The organism is Acinetobacter sp. SWAC5 (assembly GCF_003419885.1).
Classification (GTDB): domain Bacteria; phylum Pseudomonadota; class Gammaproteobacteria; order Pseudomonadales; family Moraxellaceae; genus Acinetobacter; species Acinetobacter cumulans.
This window is the reverse complement of the sequence record NZ_QUWR01000018.1, coordinates 47,217-61,166: the sequence shown is the minus strand read 5'-3', so window position 1 is coordinate 61,166 and position 13,950 is coordinate 47,217. Positions and strand designations below refer to the sequence as shown.

The following is a 13,950-nucleotide window of genomic DNA, read 5'->3' as shown; positions in this document are numbered from 1 at the left end:
AAAAAATAACCTTAAAGCTTTAGATAAACATTTAATTTATAGCAAAAAAAACCGCCCTTTCGGACGGTTTCTTCAATCTCAAACTGCGTCTTATTGAGCGCGGTTTTTGATTTTGCGGATTGTTTCCAACTGAGCAGCAGTTTCTGCAAGAGCAGCCAAAGCAGCAGCAGCGTCCAAATCGCTCTTTTGATTTGCTAGCAAGTTTTCAGCGTTTTTACGCGCTTCAAGAATTGCAGCTTCATCTAAGTTGTCGGCACGGATTGCAGTATCTGCAAGAACCGTAACAACGTGCGGTTGAACTTCTAGAACACCACCAGATACATAGATTAACTCTTCTGTACCATTCTCAAGCAGAACGCGGATCGCGCCCGGCTTAAGTAAAGTTACTAGTGGCGCATGGCCAGGCATAATACCTAACTCACCACCAGCACCTTTAGCAATTAGCATCGTTACAGTGCCAGAGTACAAAGACTCTTGAACACTTACAACATCACACTGCATATTCGCCATGAGAATCTCCTAAATTAGGTCACTAATTAAAGTTTCTCAGCTTTAGCAATAACTTCGTCAATACCACCAACCATGTAGAACGCTTGTTCTGGAATGTGGTCGTATTCACCAGCTAAAAGACCTTTAAAGCCACGGATTGTGTCTTTAAGAGATACTAATTTACCAGGCGCGCCAGTAAATACTTCAGCTACGTGGAACGGTTGAGAGAAGAAACGTTGGATCTTACGTGCACGGTATACAGTAAGTTTGTCTTCTTCTGCCAATTCGTCCATACCAAGAATTGCGATAATGTCTTTCAATTCTTTATAACGTTGAAGAACGTTTTGAACTGAACGAGCGATTTCGTAATGCTCTTGGCCAACTACAAGTGGATCTAACTGACGTGAAGTTGAGTCAAGTGGATCGATCGCTGGGTAAATACCAGAAGATGCGATGTCACGGCTCAATACTACAGTTGCGTCCAAGTGAGCGAAGGTAGTCGCAGGCGATGGATCTGTTAAGTCATCGGCAGGTACGTATACCGCTTGAATTGACGTAATAGAACCAGACTTAGTAGAAGTAATACGTTCTTGTAGAACACCCATCTCTTCTGCAAGAGTTGGTTGGTAACCTACAGCAGACGGCATACGACCTAACAATGCTGATACTTCAGTACCCGCAAGTGTATAACGGTAGATGTTGTCTACGAACAATAATACGTCACGGCCTTTACCGTTTTCGTCTTTCTCATCACGGAAGTACTCAGCCATAGTAAGACCAGTCAACGCTACGCGTAAACGGTTACCTGGTGGCTCGTTCATCTGACCGTAGACCATTGCTACTTTGTCTAGAACGTTAGAGTCTTTCATTTCGTGATAGAAGTCATTACCTTCACGAGTACGCTCACCAACACCAGCAAACACAGATAAACCTGAGTGAGCTTTCGCGATGTTGTTGATCAACTCCATCATGTTTACAGTTTTACCAACACCAGCACCACCGAACAGACCAACTTTACCACCTTTAGCGAACGGGCAAAGTAAGTCAATTACTTTAATACCAGTTTCTAAAAGGTCAGTAGAAGCCGCTTGTTCTGCATAAGAAGGTGCTTGACGGTGAATAGGTAAACGCGCTTCAGTCGCAACAGGGCCAGCTTCGTCGATCGGGCGACCAAGAACGTCCATGATACGGCCAAGAGTCGCTGTACCAACTGGTACAGAGATAGGCGCGTTAGTATTCGTTACGTTCAAACCACGCTTAAGGCCTTCAGTAGAACCCATTGCAATAGTACGAACTACGCCATCACCAAGTTGTTGCTGAACTTCTAATGTAGTTTCAGTGCCATCAACTTGTAGAGCGTCATAGATCTTAGGAACGCTGTTGCGTTCAAACTCGACGTCGATTACCGCGCCGATGATCTGAATGATACGACCGCCAGTCATTGCTGTCTCCTCAATTCAAAATAATGTTAAACGGCAGCGGCACCACCAACGATCTCAGAAATTTCCTGAGTAATCGCGGCTTGACGCAGCTTGTTATAAATAAGTTGTAGGCTCTTGATGATTTCACCAGCGTTATCAGTTGCAGCTTTCATTGCAACCATACGAGCAGACTGCTCACACGCGATGTTTTCAATCACACCTTGATACACCACAGACTCAATGTAACGAACCAACAAGCCATTTAAAAGCTCTTCAGCTTCTGGCTCGTATAAGTAATCCCAACCGTATTGACGGTTAAGAGTCTTGTCTTCTTCAGCAGCAGCTAAAGGAACAAGTTGTTCGATTTTTTGGTTTTGAGTCATGGCGTTGACAAAGCCGTTAGACACTAGATAAATACGATCTAACTCGCCTTTATCAAATGCATCTAACATCACCTGTACAGAACCAGATAACTGTTCAAGACTCGGTGTATCGCCTACATTCGTAGTCGCACCAAGCACTTTACCGCCGTAGTTTTTAAAAAACGAAACCGCTTTTTGACCAATCAAAGCAAATTGAACTTCAATTGACTGCTCTTGTTGCTGTTGTACGTGTTTTACCACTTTTTTGAACAAGTTAATGTTCAAACCACCAGCAAGGCCGCGATCTGATGACACAATGATATAGCCAACGCGCTTAACTGGGCGTTCAACCATATAACGGTGTTTGTATTCAGGGTTCGCTTGTACCAAATGAGCAATTACACGGTGCATATTTTCGGCATACGGACGGCCTTGAGCCATGCGCTCTTGCGCACGACGCATCTTAGAAGCTGCTACCATCTGCATCGCGCGAGTAATTTTCTGCGTGCTTTTGATACTAGCTACTTTGGCGCGAATTTCTTTTAAATTTGCCATACGCTTAACCTAGTATTCGAAGGCCCTTTCGAGCCCTCGAAGGTTGATTCCGTGAACCAAACCAGAACTAAATCCAACTCAGTTGAATATTAGTAAGTTTGAGTCGCTTTGAACTTCTCAATACCTGCTTTAAATTCAGCTTCGATGTCTTTGTTGTAATCACCAGTTTCATCGATTTTTTGCATTAACGCAGCATGTTCTGAACGGAAGTAAGAAATAAGCGCAGCGTCAAAGTCTACGATTTTCTTAACGTCAACGTCAGTCATATAACCTTCGTTAGATGCATATACTGATACAGCTTGGTCAGCGATTGAGTAAGGAGCATATTGTTTTTGCTTCATTAACTCAGTAACACGTTGACCGTGTTCTAATTGCTTACGAGTTGCTTCGTCAAGGTCAGAAGCGAACTGAGCAAACGCTGCCAATTCACGGTATTGTGCAAGTGCAGTACGGATACCGCCAGACAATTTTTTGATGATCTTAGTTTGCGCAGAACCACCAACACGAGATACAGAGATACCCGCGTTCACAGCAGGACGAATACCTGCGTTGAATAATGATGTTTCAAGGAAGATCTGACCATCAGTAATCGAAATTACGTTCGTTGGTACGAATGCAGATACGTCACCCGCTTGAGTTTCAATGATTGGCAATGCAGTCAAAGAACCAGTTTGGCCTTTAACTTCACCATTCGTGAATTTCTCAACGTAGTCAGCAGAAACGCGCGAAGCACGTTCAAGAAGACGAGAGTGAAGATAGAATACGTCACCTGGGTACGCTTCACGACCTGGTGGACGACGTAATAACAATGAAATTTGACGGTAAGCAACTGCTTGCTTAGACAAATCATCGTAAATGATAAGTGCGTCTTCACCGCGGTCACGGAAGTATTCGCCCATTGTACAGCCTGAGTAAGGAGCAAGGAAAAGCATTGCTGCTGGATCCGCTGCCGCTGCTGCTACAACAGTTGTATACGCCATAGCGCCAGTTTCTTCTAGCTTACGTACAACGTTAGCGATAGTTGATTGTTTTTGACCAACTGCTACGTATACACATTTAATGCCAGAGTTTTTCTGAGCGATGATCGCATCGATCGCCATAGCTGTTTTACCAGTTTGACGGTCACCAATGATCAACTCACGCTGACCACGGCCTACTGGAATCATTGTATCTACTGATTTATAACCAGTTTGTACAGGTTCATCCACTGATTGACGCCAAATTACGCCTGGTGCTACTTTTTCAACAGCATCAGTAAGTTTTGCATCAATTGGGCCTTTACCGTCAATTGGGTTACCCAAAGCATCTACTACACGGCCTAAAAGTTCTGGACCAACCGGAACTTCTAATACACGACCTGTGCAACGAGCTTTTTGACCTTCTTGAAGGCTTAAGTAGTTACCTAAAACAACGACGCCCACTGAATCCTGTTCTAGGTTCAGTGCCATACCGTAAAGGCCGCCGTCGAATTCGATCATTTCACCGTACATTGCATCAGCAAGACCGTGAATGCGCACAATACCGTCAGATACCATAACAATGGTACCTTCGTTTTTAGCGGTTGCGCTGGTGTCCAGATCGCCGATACGCTGTTTAATGAGCGCACTGATCTCGGATGGATTCAGTTGTTGCATTGCGCTATACCTCAATCTTTATGTAAGTTCAGTCTTCTTACGCAGTAATTTTTAAAATAATTACGCTAGAAGACGAGTCCGCATTTTTTCAAGCTTATTAAGCGCAGAATCATCTATCACTTGGTCGCCTGCACGAATAACTACACCAGCAATTAACTCTGGTTTCACTTCAACAGTCACATTTACAGCTGCTTCGAATTTCTTCTCTAATGCATGTGTAAGTAATTGTTCCTGTACAGAAGTCAATGGGAATGCTGATTCAATCACAACATCCACAGTATTGTTATTCTGTGATTTGAGCTGTTCAAATTCCGCAGCAATCTCAGGAAGAAGTACCAAACGGTTGTTTTCAGCAAGCAATGTCAAAAAGTTTGACACTGCTGCAGTTTGGTCTTCACCTAAAACTTTTGCCAAAACAGACACCTGCTGTGCAGGAGTAAGCTCAGGACGATTTAAGTAAGCTGAAAATGCTTCGTCTTGTACTGTAGCACTGAGCAATTCAAGCGCAGTTGACCATGAGTCAGCTGCATTTTGCTCAGATGCGTAAGCAAATGCTGCTTTTGCATATGGGCGTGCCAACGTCAAGAGTTCAGCCATAATCTGCCTCTCTTAAAGTTTAGCAGCCAGCTGAGTCAGCATGGCATTGTGAGCTTCTGCATCAACTTGTTGGTTCAGAATTTTCTCTGCACCAGTAACTGCAAGAGCAGCAACATGTTGACGTAATTCTTCGCGTGCAGCATTGATATCTGTATCAACAGCTTCTTTCGCTTGTTGACGAATACGTTCACCTTCAGCAGATGCTTGAGTGCGAGCTTCTTCTACCAATTGTGCAGCGCGACGGTTCGCTTGTTCGATCAATTGAGCCGCTTGTGCTTTAGCAGCGTCTAATTCAGCTTTCACTTGAGCTTGCGCATCCGCAAGGTCAGCTTTTGCTTTTTCAGCCGCGTTTAAGCCATCAGCGATTTTACGCTGACGCTCACTAATCGCATTGATTAGTGGTGGCCATACAAACTTCATGCAGAATGCGACAAAAATCGCAAATGCAATCGCTTGGCCAATCAATGTGAGGTTGATATTCATTGCTATTCCTCAATAGTTTAATTTAGGAATTAAGCTGATTAACCTACAAATGGATTAGCGAAGATGAAGAACAAGCCAATACCAACACCGATCATAGGCACAGCATCAAGAAGACCCGCGATTAAGAACATGCGAGTTTGAAGTTGTGGAGCCAATTCTGGTTGACGAGCAACAGCTTCTAAGAAACGGCCGCCTAGAAGACCAAAACCAATCGCAGTACCTAAAGCACCGAAAGCGATCAAGATAGCAGATGCAATTGCAACTAGACCTAAAGTGAGTTCCATGATAATTCCTCAGAGGTTAGGTTTATACCAAATTAAATTAAAAAATTGTGCGCCCAACTATCTTCGATAGTCAGGCAATACCATTAATGCTTTTCGCTAGCCATACTCATATATACGATAGTCAACATCATGAAAATGAATGCTTGTAACGTAATAACGAGAATATGGAAGATCGCCCAAGGCACAGACAACGCCCACTGGATCCAGAACGGTAGTAATGCGATTAAGATGAAGATTAACTCACCTGCATACATGTTACCGAACAGTCGAAGAGCCAATGAGATTGGACGTGCAATAAAAGTTACCAATTCAAGTAAAATGTTTACTGGAATCAGGATAGCTTTTAAAACTGGGTTACTTGGGTTAAATGGGTTAAGCGCAAATTCTGCACCAAATCCGACTAGACCTTTTTCACGGATACTATAGAAAATAGTTAACGCAAATACTGATAATGCCATACCAAGGGTAATGTTAGGATCAGTAGATGGAACGATTTTGAAGTAAACGTGGTGAGGGTCCATACCAAACACATTCGCGCCGATCAGTTGAGCTGTATAAGGAATCCAGTCAACAGGGATCAAGTCCATCAAGTTCATGAGGAAAATCCACACGAAGATGGTCAAAGCTAAAGGCGCAATCAAACGTGATTTGCCATGGAATGTGTCGCGGACACTTGAGTCAACAAACTCGATAATCATTTCGATTGCAGACTGGAACTTGGTTGGAACACCAGCGTTTGCAGCTTTCGCTACAATCCAGAACAACAAACAGAAAATAATACCAAGGCCGATCGACCAACCCATTGAATCCAAGTGAATAGCAGTGAACCCCATCTGTTGAGCTTCAGCGCCAGTCTCAGCCAACTTCCATGTACCGTCTGGCATTTTGCCATAGGTCATATTGGTCAAGTGGTGCTTGATATACTCGGTCGAAGTAAGGGCATGTTCTTCAGCAGCCATAAATCACACCTGGTCAATGTCAAAAAACTAATGGAAGTAACGAATATCGCGTGCTGCTTGATATCTCGTTAATTCCTGAAAAAACTTTTCAATTTCTACTGCGCTTAAACTCGTTTCTGTAGACGTGACGCCCAAAAAGGCGCAACCCACGACATGGCTTGAACGAGGATAAAACCACAAAACAATGCGGCCGGTGACAGTGGCTTTACATTGCTCAAAATCAAAATGAATCCAACAATCACTATTGCAAACTTGCCCATCATGCCACGATACATGTTGGACAGCACCTGCTTGGTTGCGCGGGCGCCAGCAGCTCTAAAAGACTGCCACGTAAAGTAGCAGCTAGCCAGCCAGCAGACCAGTGCACCCAAGGCTGCACTCAATGCCGCAGTAGAGTCTTTGAGGACCCACCCAATCAAGGCTGAAACAGGAATCATTACTGCTTGTAAGATGACTAAAGCTTTCGCTAATCGTCGATCAATCAAGCGACTAGTTCGGCTCATTTTTTGTACACTCACAGCAATTATGCTTGACAAGTTTAGCTGATGATTATTTTTAATCGCAGGCATTATAGAGTTACACCCTTGAACATGCAATCTTTTCCCGACCTAAGTCTGGTTTTTTTCAATCAATAATCCGCTTTTAATCTAATCAATAACTGATTATTTTTTGCATCATTTTCGTGCATTTAGCACACAATTTTGTGTTTGTTCTGCAAGTTGCTTCCAGGCGAGCAAGAAATCATTCTGACCAGCCATGCTTTCATCTACAGCCTCAAACACTGTCGCACCCAGCTTTTGGTATTGATTTTTACTGGCATGGCCTTCCGCTAGTAAGCACATTTTGCTTTGTGGTCGGCTATCGTTTAGAAATTTGATTTGTGCAAGTGTTGGCGCAATATGTGGATCATCGGTCATTGCACCCGAAAATTTTAAATTGAGTGAACGTTCGAGGTATTGATAAGCATCATGATAGGCCCAATACGGTTGAGCCTTAGCACTTTTGTTTAAACGTTGCGCATTCAAAAGCATTTCATGTGCAAAATTACGGGCATTGGCCCAATATTTTTCACGATTGGCAGGCTTCTGCTGTGAACGTAGTGCCGCAATAAAAAAGCCGATACGTACAGCGTTATTTGGCTCTAACCATACATGCGTATCAACCGTATTCGGCAATGCCTGTCCACGTGGATTTCGTAGCGGAAAAGTGGTGACTATGCCTGAATCGAGTATCGCAATACTTCGATCATTATTGGCAAGTAGTTTTTCTAAGGGCGCTTCATGTGCCTTACCTAACCAAAGCACCAATTCTGCATCTTGTACAATTTTACGGTGTGCTGGCGTTAAGCTGACATCATGACCTGTTTGGTTTTCTAATAATAAGGTTGGCTCCTCTACCCCTTGTGTGACTTCCTTTGCAATCAAATAAATTGGGTGTGTTGATACGACTAGGCCTTGAGCCCAGCTCATCGAACTAAAAAGTGCAACCGCACAAAATGCAAGGAAACGGGACATGAGGGAGACTACATAAAATCAGAAGTGTTATAATATAACAAAATTGTAAAAATACCTACGCCTGATCGTAAGTTGATGCGCTTCATGTTAAGATTTAATGTCTTTTTCAATTTTCAGTTTTGCACTTGAGGGTAGCTATGAGCACTTGTTCACACGAACATCACAATGCACTACATGGCGTTCATGACCACCATAACGTTGCACAACGTCTGGCTGAAGCTGAACAATTATGTGCTTCTACTGGTGCACGCCTCACCCCTTTGCGTAAGGAAGTGTTGGAACTGATTTTAAATGCGACTGCACCAATGGGCGCTTATGATTTATTGGCCAAAATAAAAAGTGAATCAGACCGGCCTGCTGCCCCACCAACGGTTTATCGCACCCTAGATTTTTTATTAGAAAAAGGCTTAATTCACCGTCTTACGTCAATTAATGCCTATATCCCCTGCTGTCATCCACGTGAAGGACATCAAGCTGCTTTTTTAATTTGCACCCAATGTAAAGTCGTTAAAGAAGCATCTGCTCAAGGTCTACTTCACCAATTAGAGCAATTGTCAGCATCGGACGAATTTACTGCTCACCACAGCATTATTGAAATTTCAGGACTTTGTCAGCAGTGTCGTCTTCAACATTAAGCCCAGCTATTCTGGCAGAGCTCAATCAAGTTTCTGTTCGCATTGATGAACGCGATATTTTAAAACATGTCGATTTCACCTTGCATCAGGGTGAAATTGTGACCTTAATTGGTCCCAATGGCGCAGGAAAATCGACCTTAATTAAAGTACTTTTAGGGATTATTCAACCGAACTCAGGCAAGATTCATACACAGCCCAAGTTAAAATTTTCCTATGTACCCCAAAAATTTAACCCCTCTCATAGCCTCCCCTTGCGTGTTTGCGACCTACTTGCTTTAGAAAAATGTGACGCTACCACCAAGCAAGAGATTATTCGGGATACAGGCATCGCCAAGTTACAACAGTCCAAAGTTCAACAGCTCTCAGGTGGTGAACGTCAACGGGTGTTACTCGCACGTGCGCTCTTACGTCGTCCTGATGTATTGGTTTTAGATGAACCGATGCAAGGCTTAGATATTCAATCCGAAGCAGAACTCTATGACTATGTACGGAGTTTACCTGCTAAATATGGCTGTGCAGTGTTAATGGTCTCTCATGACCTACAATGGGTGATGCAAGGAACACATCGAGTTGTATGTTTAAACAAGCATATTTGCTGTAGCGGTCTCCCTGAGAATGTGCAACAACATCCTGAATATCAAGCGATCTTTGGTAACAACCGTGTGTTCTATCAACATCATCATGATCACTGCGCCCATGGTGATGCAGCAACGCCTTGTCAGCATGATGCGCGCCCACATATTCACCCTGAACCTGAGGCATAACCCATGATGGAATGGCTACAACTGCTTTTACCCGCATGGATTATGGGCACGCTTTTGGTGTTTTTAACTGCACCACTCGGATGTTTGATGCTGTGGCGTCGTATGTCCTTTTTTGCAGACACGATGGCGCATGGCACTTTATTAGGTGTTGCCATTGCAGGTGCATTAAGTTTACCCCTTTGGGTTGGTGTAGCTTTATTGGCAATGATGTTGGTCGGAATTTTATGGGTTTTGCATGATCCGCGCTTACCTAATGATGCCCTACTCGCTCTATGTTCTGCGACACTACTTTGTTCGGGGCTTTTGTTCATTCAACACCTGCCGAGCTTACGTCCAGAATTACTCAGCTATTTATTTGGCGACCTACTGACCATTGGCTGGTCAGATTTACCTGTATTTGCAGTTGTGATTAGTTTGGCTTTGGTGGTGTTATTCAAGCATTGGCAAGCACAAATCCAAATTGCGATTGATCCAGACATGGCAGTCAGTGAAGGTGTTAATGCAAAATGGCAACGCCTGATTTTTATGTTGTTACTGGCTTTATTTACCGTATTGGCCTTACGTGCTGTCGGCTCGTTATTAATGGGAGCACTCTTGGTGATCCCTGCCCTTACGGCACGTTTACTCGCACACTCACCTAAACAGATGGTGATTTGGGCATTTGGAATAGCGCAAGTTGGGGTGACTGTCGGCTTATGGTCGAGTGCGGGTTTAAACATCTCAACAGGTCTGAGCATTGTGCTGACCATGTCGATATTATTTGCACTTATTTTTGCGATGCAGAAAATAAAAAAAATCGCCTAAGCTTAAATCTAAAAAAACTGCTTTCGGGCAGTTTTTTTATACCTATATAAAGGCTATAACTCTATTTATTCAAAATACAAACTTCACCGCTCATGGACATTACTGATTTTCAGTTACTTGCTCGCTATAACATTTGGGCCAACCAACGCTTATATGCCTGTTTAAATCACATATCAGATGATGACTTTTATAAAGATTGTGGCTTATTTTTTAAAAGTATTTTGGGAACATTAAATCATTTATTGGTTGGCGAGCACTATTTATGGTTTCCTCGCTTTCAAAATGGTTACTCGACTCAACTAGCGCTTCATCATATTGTGCATACAGAACGTCAGCCTCTTATTGATGAACTCAACTGGCGTGCTGAAAATTGGCTTCATTTTTTAGACCAGTTGGACCCTTTACGCCTGAGTAGTCAATTAAATTACATAAGCTCAGCCGGACATTCGATCTGCCTACCTTTTGCACCCACTTTGCAACATGTGTTTAATCATAGTACACATCACCGTGGACAAATAACTGCCGCGCTTACCAGCATGGGATATGGCTGCCCTGAATTAGATTTGATTTATATGCTACTTGAAGAATCAAAAAATGACGCATGAGCATGATTGTATTAAAGGCTATTTTTTAATTTATAGAAGCGAAATTCTGGATTAAACAACCCAATCAAAAATAAGATGGAAAAGCCTATCCAAAAGAACCATGCCATCATAATCACTTGGTCTTTGCTCCATTCTTCAGATTGAGAGGAGCTAAAGAAAAACCATGTTTTCCAGCCCTGAATATAGGCTGCACCGCCCCACGATATAATCCATTTTGTCAGGATGCAATGTAAAATATAAATTAAGATCCAAAGTCCTGTAGACATTGTTTTTTCTACTTATTTTATTCAATAAACCTCAAATATATCAGCTCAATCTATACAGTAACAAGACCTTATCTTTAAAGCATAGGCGTATAAATCATTGATGTACCAAGCTGAGTAAACTAGCTGCGCAGCTAAACAACACAGCAAAAGTCCGATTCATATACTTTTGTTGCTTGGGTGATTTTAAGAGTCTTAATACTTTGGCAGCTAAACCGGTATAGCCAGCCATCACGATCAAATCGATACTAATCATGGTCATGGCCATAATGCTATATTGTGGCCACTGCGGTTGGGTTAAATCGATAAATTGAGGTAAAACTGCCAATAAAAAAACAATCGCTTTAGGATTGCTCATATTGACAAAGAAACCGTATAACACCAATTTACCGCGTGATTTATTGGGTAAATCATTTTGAATATCAATAGACTGTGTAGGTGCAGTCCACTGTAGATAAGCCAAATACAGCAAATATAAAACACCAAACCATTTCACAAGCAAAAATGCCCAAGGTGTAGTTGCAAAAAGTACCCCTGCCCCTGCAGCCACAATGCCTATTTGCACTAATAACGCAACTTGCAAGCCCAGCGCATTCCAATAGCCATGTTTAAAGCCATAGTTTAGACCGCTCGACATAGATGCGATTGCACCCGCGCCAGGAGAAATACTAATCACCCAACATGCCAGCATAAAAGCCAGCCAGATTTGGAAGGACATTGTTGATGTACTGTTTTTAAAAGTGAAACAATTATATGATATTTACAGTTTTATGGGCCGATAATCGAGCAATAAAAATACGTGATTAGGCTACCCACTCTACGGTTGATAGGGCACAATAGAATGAGCTATGCAAAAATTCAAAATTTTAGGAGCCATGCATGACCGCTCAATCTGTTATTTTACCGCTACCCTCAGATCATGCGCGTTTTATCGTTCTTCGTTTAAATGATTTAAGCATTGAAGAATTAAAAGAAAAACTAAACGATTTATTTGATACACGTGACCGCCTGATCACGCAGCATCCTCAAGCAGAAATTAAAACAGCTGTCGCATTTGGTCCTGAGCTTTGGGCAAAGCTTTATACTGAAACACCAGTAGGTTTTAAACAATTAGATCCAATTGCTGGTTCATTTAATATGCCTGCTGCACCAGCAGATGTATTTATCCATATTGCAGCACAGCGTACAGATATTTGCTTTGCGCTGAGCCAAGCATTCTTTGATGGTATTCAAGATAAAGTTGACGTACTGGATGAACGTGTGTGCTTCCGCAACTTTGATGGCCGTGATTTAACCGGCTTTATTGACGGAACTGAAAATCCGCAATTTCCAGATGACCGTGCTGAAACAGCATTGCTAGCTGAAGATGCTGGCGTATTTGCAAATGGCTCTTTTATTTTTGCACAACGGTATGCGCATAATTTGGATAAATGGAAAAAGCTTAAAGTCGATGCTCAAGAGCACGTGATTGGCCGTACTAAACTTGAGTCTATTGAGTTAGATGAAGATGAACAGCCTGAAAACTCGCACGTTTCGCGTACGGTGGTTGAATATGCTGAAGGTGAAGAGATGGCGATTTTGCGTCATTCACTGCCTTATGGCGATGGCCGTGGGGATCAAGGCTTGTTCTTTGTCGCGTATACCAATGATTTAAGCATTATCGACAGCATGCTAGTACGTATGTTTGGCACCAGTGGTGACGGCATTCATGACCGCTTACTTCACTTTGTGACACCAATGGATGGCGCTTATTACTTTGCACCGAGTGAAGATTTGCTAGAAAAAGTATTGGAAGGTTAAATAAATAAAGCCGACGAAAGTCGGCTTTATTATGCCTCAAAATTTTAAATTTTATTGCATGCTCTTTTATTTATTAACGGTTTCAATTTCAGCTGAAGAAATCCCTATATTATCGCAACCTTGAGATGCTGCAATGCATTTTAAAGAATCATTTAATTCAACCTTGTACACTCCTAATTTCCCACTTTTAGCATATTTTATATTTGCCAAATAGGTATATGTTCCTTTTTTAGAGTTAAATATTAATTGATCACCTTGCAGTAAATCCAACTGTTTCCCAGTTAAATCACTTTCTGAATTCAAAACAGGAATAGTGGAAAATTTATTTAAATTTAAGTTGTAAATATAAGTATTAACTAAAAAACTTTTAAATGGATTTTTTATATAATCAACAGTGCTATTATCTCGAACTCTAAAAACAACAACTTTCTTATCATGATATAGTAAATTAAAATCCACACTCGAATTCAAAGTAGTTGTTGTTTTAAACACATTATAAATATTTGATCCATTTAAGATCTGAACACCATAGTTTTTCAATGTATAATTATATCCTTTTTTGTTCTTCTCAATATCTCCAAAATCAACCAATTTAATTTTTTTATTAACACCAATTACAGTATACCTACCATAGGAATCTATAAAATCAACTGGAGATCTCATCTGAATAGAATCCTGTGATATATCACTCCAGCTATCATTTTTTTTTGCGTATGTATTTGTATAAATAAAACCAAATCCGAGAATTAAAATTAAAATTTTAATACTTCCCATAAATCAC

Annotated in this window: 18 protein-coding genes; 5 read left to right on the top strand and 13 right to left on the bottom strand. The window is 41.8% G+C overall.

Going from position 1 to position 13,950, the window contains the following annotated elements; translation table 11 throughout:
* Positions 1 to 90 precede the first annotated feature (90 nt).
* The 10 genes from DYI81_RS13435 to DYI81_RS13390 all read right to left on the bottom strand — a co-directional run bounded on the left by DYI81_RS13435 (position 91) and on the right by DYI81_RS13390 (position 8,298).
* A complete protein-coding gene (locus DYI81_RS13435; protein WP_106985314.1) occupies positions 91 to 510 on the bottom strand; it encodes a F0F1 ATP synthase subunit epsilon in 420 nt (139 codons plus the stop codon).
* 26 nt (positions 511 to 536) lie between these two features.
* Complete coding sequence (atpD, locus tag DYI81_RS13430; RefSeq protein ID WP_106985313.1) at positions 537 to 1,931, bottom strand: F0F1 ATP synthase subunit beta; 1,395 nt, start codon at positions 1,929 to 1,931, stop codon at positions 537 to 539.
* Between the two features lie 26 nt (positions 1,932 to 1,957).
* The gene (gene atpG / locus DYI81_RS13425; RefSeq protein WP_106985312.1) at positions 1,958 to 2,827 is read right to left on the bottom strand and encodes a F0F1 ATP synthase subunit gamma; all 870 of its coding nucleotides are present in this window, start codon (positions 2,825 to 2,827) and stop codon (positions 1,958 to 1,960) included.
* Between the two features lie 89 nt (positions 2,828 to 2,916).
* Entirely contained in the window at positions 2,917 to 4,461 is a 1,545-nt protein-coding gene (gene atpA, locus DYI81_RS13420) for a F0F1 ATP synthase subunit alpha (RefSeq protein WP_117007815.1), read from the bottom strand.
* 60 nt (positions 4,462 to 4,521) lie between these two features.
* Positions 4,522 to 5,058, bottom strand: a complete 537-nt coding sequence (locus DYI81_RS13415; RefSeq protein ID WP_106985310.1) for a F0F1 ATP synthase subunit delta — start codon at positions 5,056 to 5,058, stop codon at positions 4,522 to 4,524.
* 12 nt (positions 5,059 to 5,070) lie between these two features.
* A complete protein-coding gene (locus DYI81_RS13410; RefSeq protein WP_106985309.1) occupies positions 5,071 to 5,541 on the bottom strand; it encodes a F0F1 ATP synthase subunit B in 471 nt (156 codons plus the stop codon).
* A gap of 38 nt (positions 5,542 to 5,579) precedes the next feature.
* Positions 5,580 to 5,825, bottom strand: a complete 246-nt coding sequence (atpE, locus tag DYI81_RS13405; protein ID WP_000424060.1) for a F0F1 ATP synthase subunit C — start codon at positions 5,823 to 5,825, stop codon at positions 5,580 to 5,582.
* A gap of 83 nt (positions 5,826 to 5,908) precedes the next feature.
* Positions 5,909 to 6,784, bottom strand: a complete 876-nt coding sequence (gene atpB, locus DYI81_RS13400; RefSeq protein WP_106985308.1) for a F0F1 ATP synthase subunit A — start codon at positions 6,782 to 6,784, stop codon at positions 5,909 to 5,911.
* Between the two features lie 104 nt (positions 6,785 to 6,888).
* On the bottom strand, positions 6,889 to 7,287 hold the full coding sequence (locus DYI81_RS13395) for an ATP synthase subunit I (protein ID WP_106985339.1): 399 nt from the start codon (positions 7,285 to 7,287) through the stop codon (positions 6,889 to 6,891).
* Positions 7,288 to 7,458: 171 nt separating this feature from the next.
* A complete protein-coding gene (locus DYI81_RS13390; RefSeq protein ID WP_106985307.1) occupies positions 7,459 to 8,298 on the bottom strand; it encodes a zinc ABC transporter substrate-binding protein in 840 nt (279 codons plus the stop codon).
* A 137-nt stretch (positions 8,299 to 8,435) separates the two neighbouring features.
* Here DYI81_RS13390 and DYI81_RS13385 point away from each other — a divergent pair, with 137 nt between their 5' ends.
* The 4 genes from DYI81_RS13385 to DYI81_RS13370 all read left to right on the top strand — a co-directional run bounded on the left by DYI81_RS13385 (position 8,436) and on the right by DYI81_RS13370 (position 11,106).
* A complete protein-coding gene (locus DYI81_RS13385; RefSeq protein ID WP_106985306.1) occupies positions 8,436 to 8,933 on the top strand; it encodes a transcriptional repressor in 498 nt (165 codons plus the stop codon).
* Positions 8,906 to 9,697, top strand: a complete 792-nt coding sequence (znuC, locus tag DYI81_RS13380) for a zinc ABC transporter ATP-binding protein ZnuC (protein WP_171356365.1) — start codon at positions 8,906 to 8,908, stop codon at positions 9,695 to 9,697. The genes DYI81_RS13385 and znuC overlap by 28 nt, the downstream gene beginning before the upstream one ends.
* Positions 9,698 to 9,700: 3 nt before the next feature.
* On the top strand, positions 9,701 to 10,501 hold the full coding sequence (gene znuB, locus DYI81_RS13375) for a zinc ABC transporter permease subunit ZnuB (protein ID WP_106985304.1): 801 nt from the start codon (positions 9,701 to 9,703) through the stop codon (positions 10,499 to 10,501).
* Between the two features lie 92 nt (positions 10,502 to 10,593).
* A complete protein-coding gene (locus DYI81_RS13370) occupies positions 10,594 to 11,106 on the top strand; it encodes a DinB family protein (RefSeq protein ID WP_117007814.1) in 513 nt (170 codons plus the stop codon).
* 11 nt (positions 11,107 to 11,117) lie between these two features.
* Here the strand turns inward: DYI81_RS13370 and DYI81_RS13365 are convergent, their stop codons facing one another.
* Positions 11,118 to 11,372, bottom strand: a complete 255-nt coding sequence (locus DYI81_RS13365) for a hypothetical protein (protein ID WP_106985302.1) — start codon at positions 11,370 to 11,372, stop codon at positions 11,118 to 11,120.
* 94 nt (positions 11,373 to 11,466) lie between these two features.
* Entirely contained in the window at positions 11,467 to 12,087 is a 621-nt protein-coding gene (locus tag DYI81_RS13360; RefSeq protein ID WP_117007813.1) for a LysE family transporter, read from the bottom strand.
* Positions 12,088 to 12,248: 161 nt separating this feature from the next.
* Here DYI81_RS13360 and DYI81_RS13355 point away from each other — a divergent pair, with 161 nt between their 5' ends.
* Positions 12,249 to 13,169, top strand: a complete 921-nt coding sequence (locus tag DYI81_RS13355) for a Dyp-type peroxidase (protein WP_117007812.1) — start codon at positions 12,249 to 12,251, stop codon at positions 13,167 to 13,169.
* Positions 13,170 to 13,235: 66 nt separating this feature from the next.
* On the opposite strand, the gene DYI81_RS13350 is transcribed toward DYI81_RS13355, so the two are convergent.
* Positions 13,236 to 13,943 carry a hypothetical protein gene (locus DYI81_RS13350; protein ID WP_117007811.1) on the bottom strand — a complete coding sequence of 236 codons (708 nt, stop codon included), beginning with the start codon at positions 13,941 to 13,943 and terminating at the stop codon, positions 13,236 to 13,238.
* Positions 13,944 to 13,950 lie beyond the last annotated feature (7 nt).

Excerpts from the sequence above, each read along its gene's own strand:
- DYI81_RS13435 (WP_106985314.1), bottom strand. The coding sequence starts at position 510 with ATGGCGAATATGCAGTGTGATGTTGTAAGTGTTCAAGAGTCTTTGTAC.
- DYI81_RS13355 (WP_117007812.1), top strand. The coding sequence starts at position 12,249 with ATGACCGCTCAATCTGTTATTTTACCGCTACCCTCAGATCATGCGCGT.
- DYI81_RS13390 (WP_106985307.1), bottom strand. The coding sequence starts at position 8,298 with ATGTCCCGTTTCCTTGCATTTTGTGCGGTTGCACTTTTTAGTTCGATG.
- DYI81_RS13395 (WP_106985339.1), bottom strand. The coding sequence starts at position 7,287 with ATGAGCCGAACTAGTCGCTTGATTGATCGACGATTAGCGAAAGCTTTA.
- atpE (WP_000424060.1), bottom strand. The coding sequence starts at position 5,825 with ATGGAACTCACTTTAGGTCTAGTTGCAATTGCATCTGCTATCTTGATC.
- znuB (WP_106985304.1), top strand. The coding sequence starts at position 9,701 with ATGATGGAATGGCTACAACTGCTTTTACCCGCATGGATTATGGGCACG.
- DYI81_RS13350 (WP_117007811.1), bottom strand. The coding sequence starts at position 13,943 with ATGGGAAGTATTAAAATTTTAATTTTAATTCTCGGATTTGGTTTTATT.
- DYI81_RS13385 (WP_106985306.1), top strand. The coding sequence starts at position 8,436 with ATGAGCACTTGTTCACACGAACATCACAATGCACTACATGGCGTTCAT.
- DYI81_RS13415 (WP_106985310.1), bottom strand. The coding sequence starts at position 5,058 with ATGGCTGAACTCTTGACGTTGGCACGCCCATATGCAAAAGCAGCATTT.
- DYI81_RS13360 (WP_117007813.1), bottom strand. The coding sequence starts at position 12,087 with ATGTCCTTCCAAATCTGGCTGGCTTTTATGCTGGCATGTTGGGTGATT.
- atpA (WP_117007815.1), bottom strand. The coding sequence starts at position 4,461 with ATGCAACAACTGAATCCATCCGAGATCAGTGCGCTCATTAAACAGCGT.
- atpB (WP_106985308.1), bottom strand. The coding sequence starts at position 6,784 with ATGGCTGCTGAAGAACATGCCCTTACTTCGACCGAGTATATCAAGCAC.
- atpD (WP_106985313.1), bottom strand. The coding sequence starts at position 1,931 with ATGACTGGCGGTCGTATCATTCAGATCATCGGCGCGGTAATCGACGTC.
- DYI81_RS13410 (WP_106985309.1), bottom strand. The coding sequence starts at position 5,541 with ATGAATATCAACCTCACATTGATTGGCCAAGCGATTGCATTTGCGATT.
- DYI81_RS13370 (WP_117007814.1), top strand. The coding sequence starts at position 10,594 with ATGGACATTACTGATTTTCAGTTACTTGCTCGCTATAACATTTGGGCC.
- atpG (WP_106985312.1), bottom strand. The coding sequence starts at position 2,827 with ATGGCAAATTTAAAAGAAATTCGCGCCAAAGTAGCTAGTATCAAAAGC.
- DYI81_RS13365 (WP_106985302.1), bottom strand. The coding sequence starts at position 11,372 with ATGTCTACAGGACTTTGGATCTTAATTTATATTTTACATTGCATCCTG.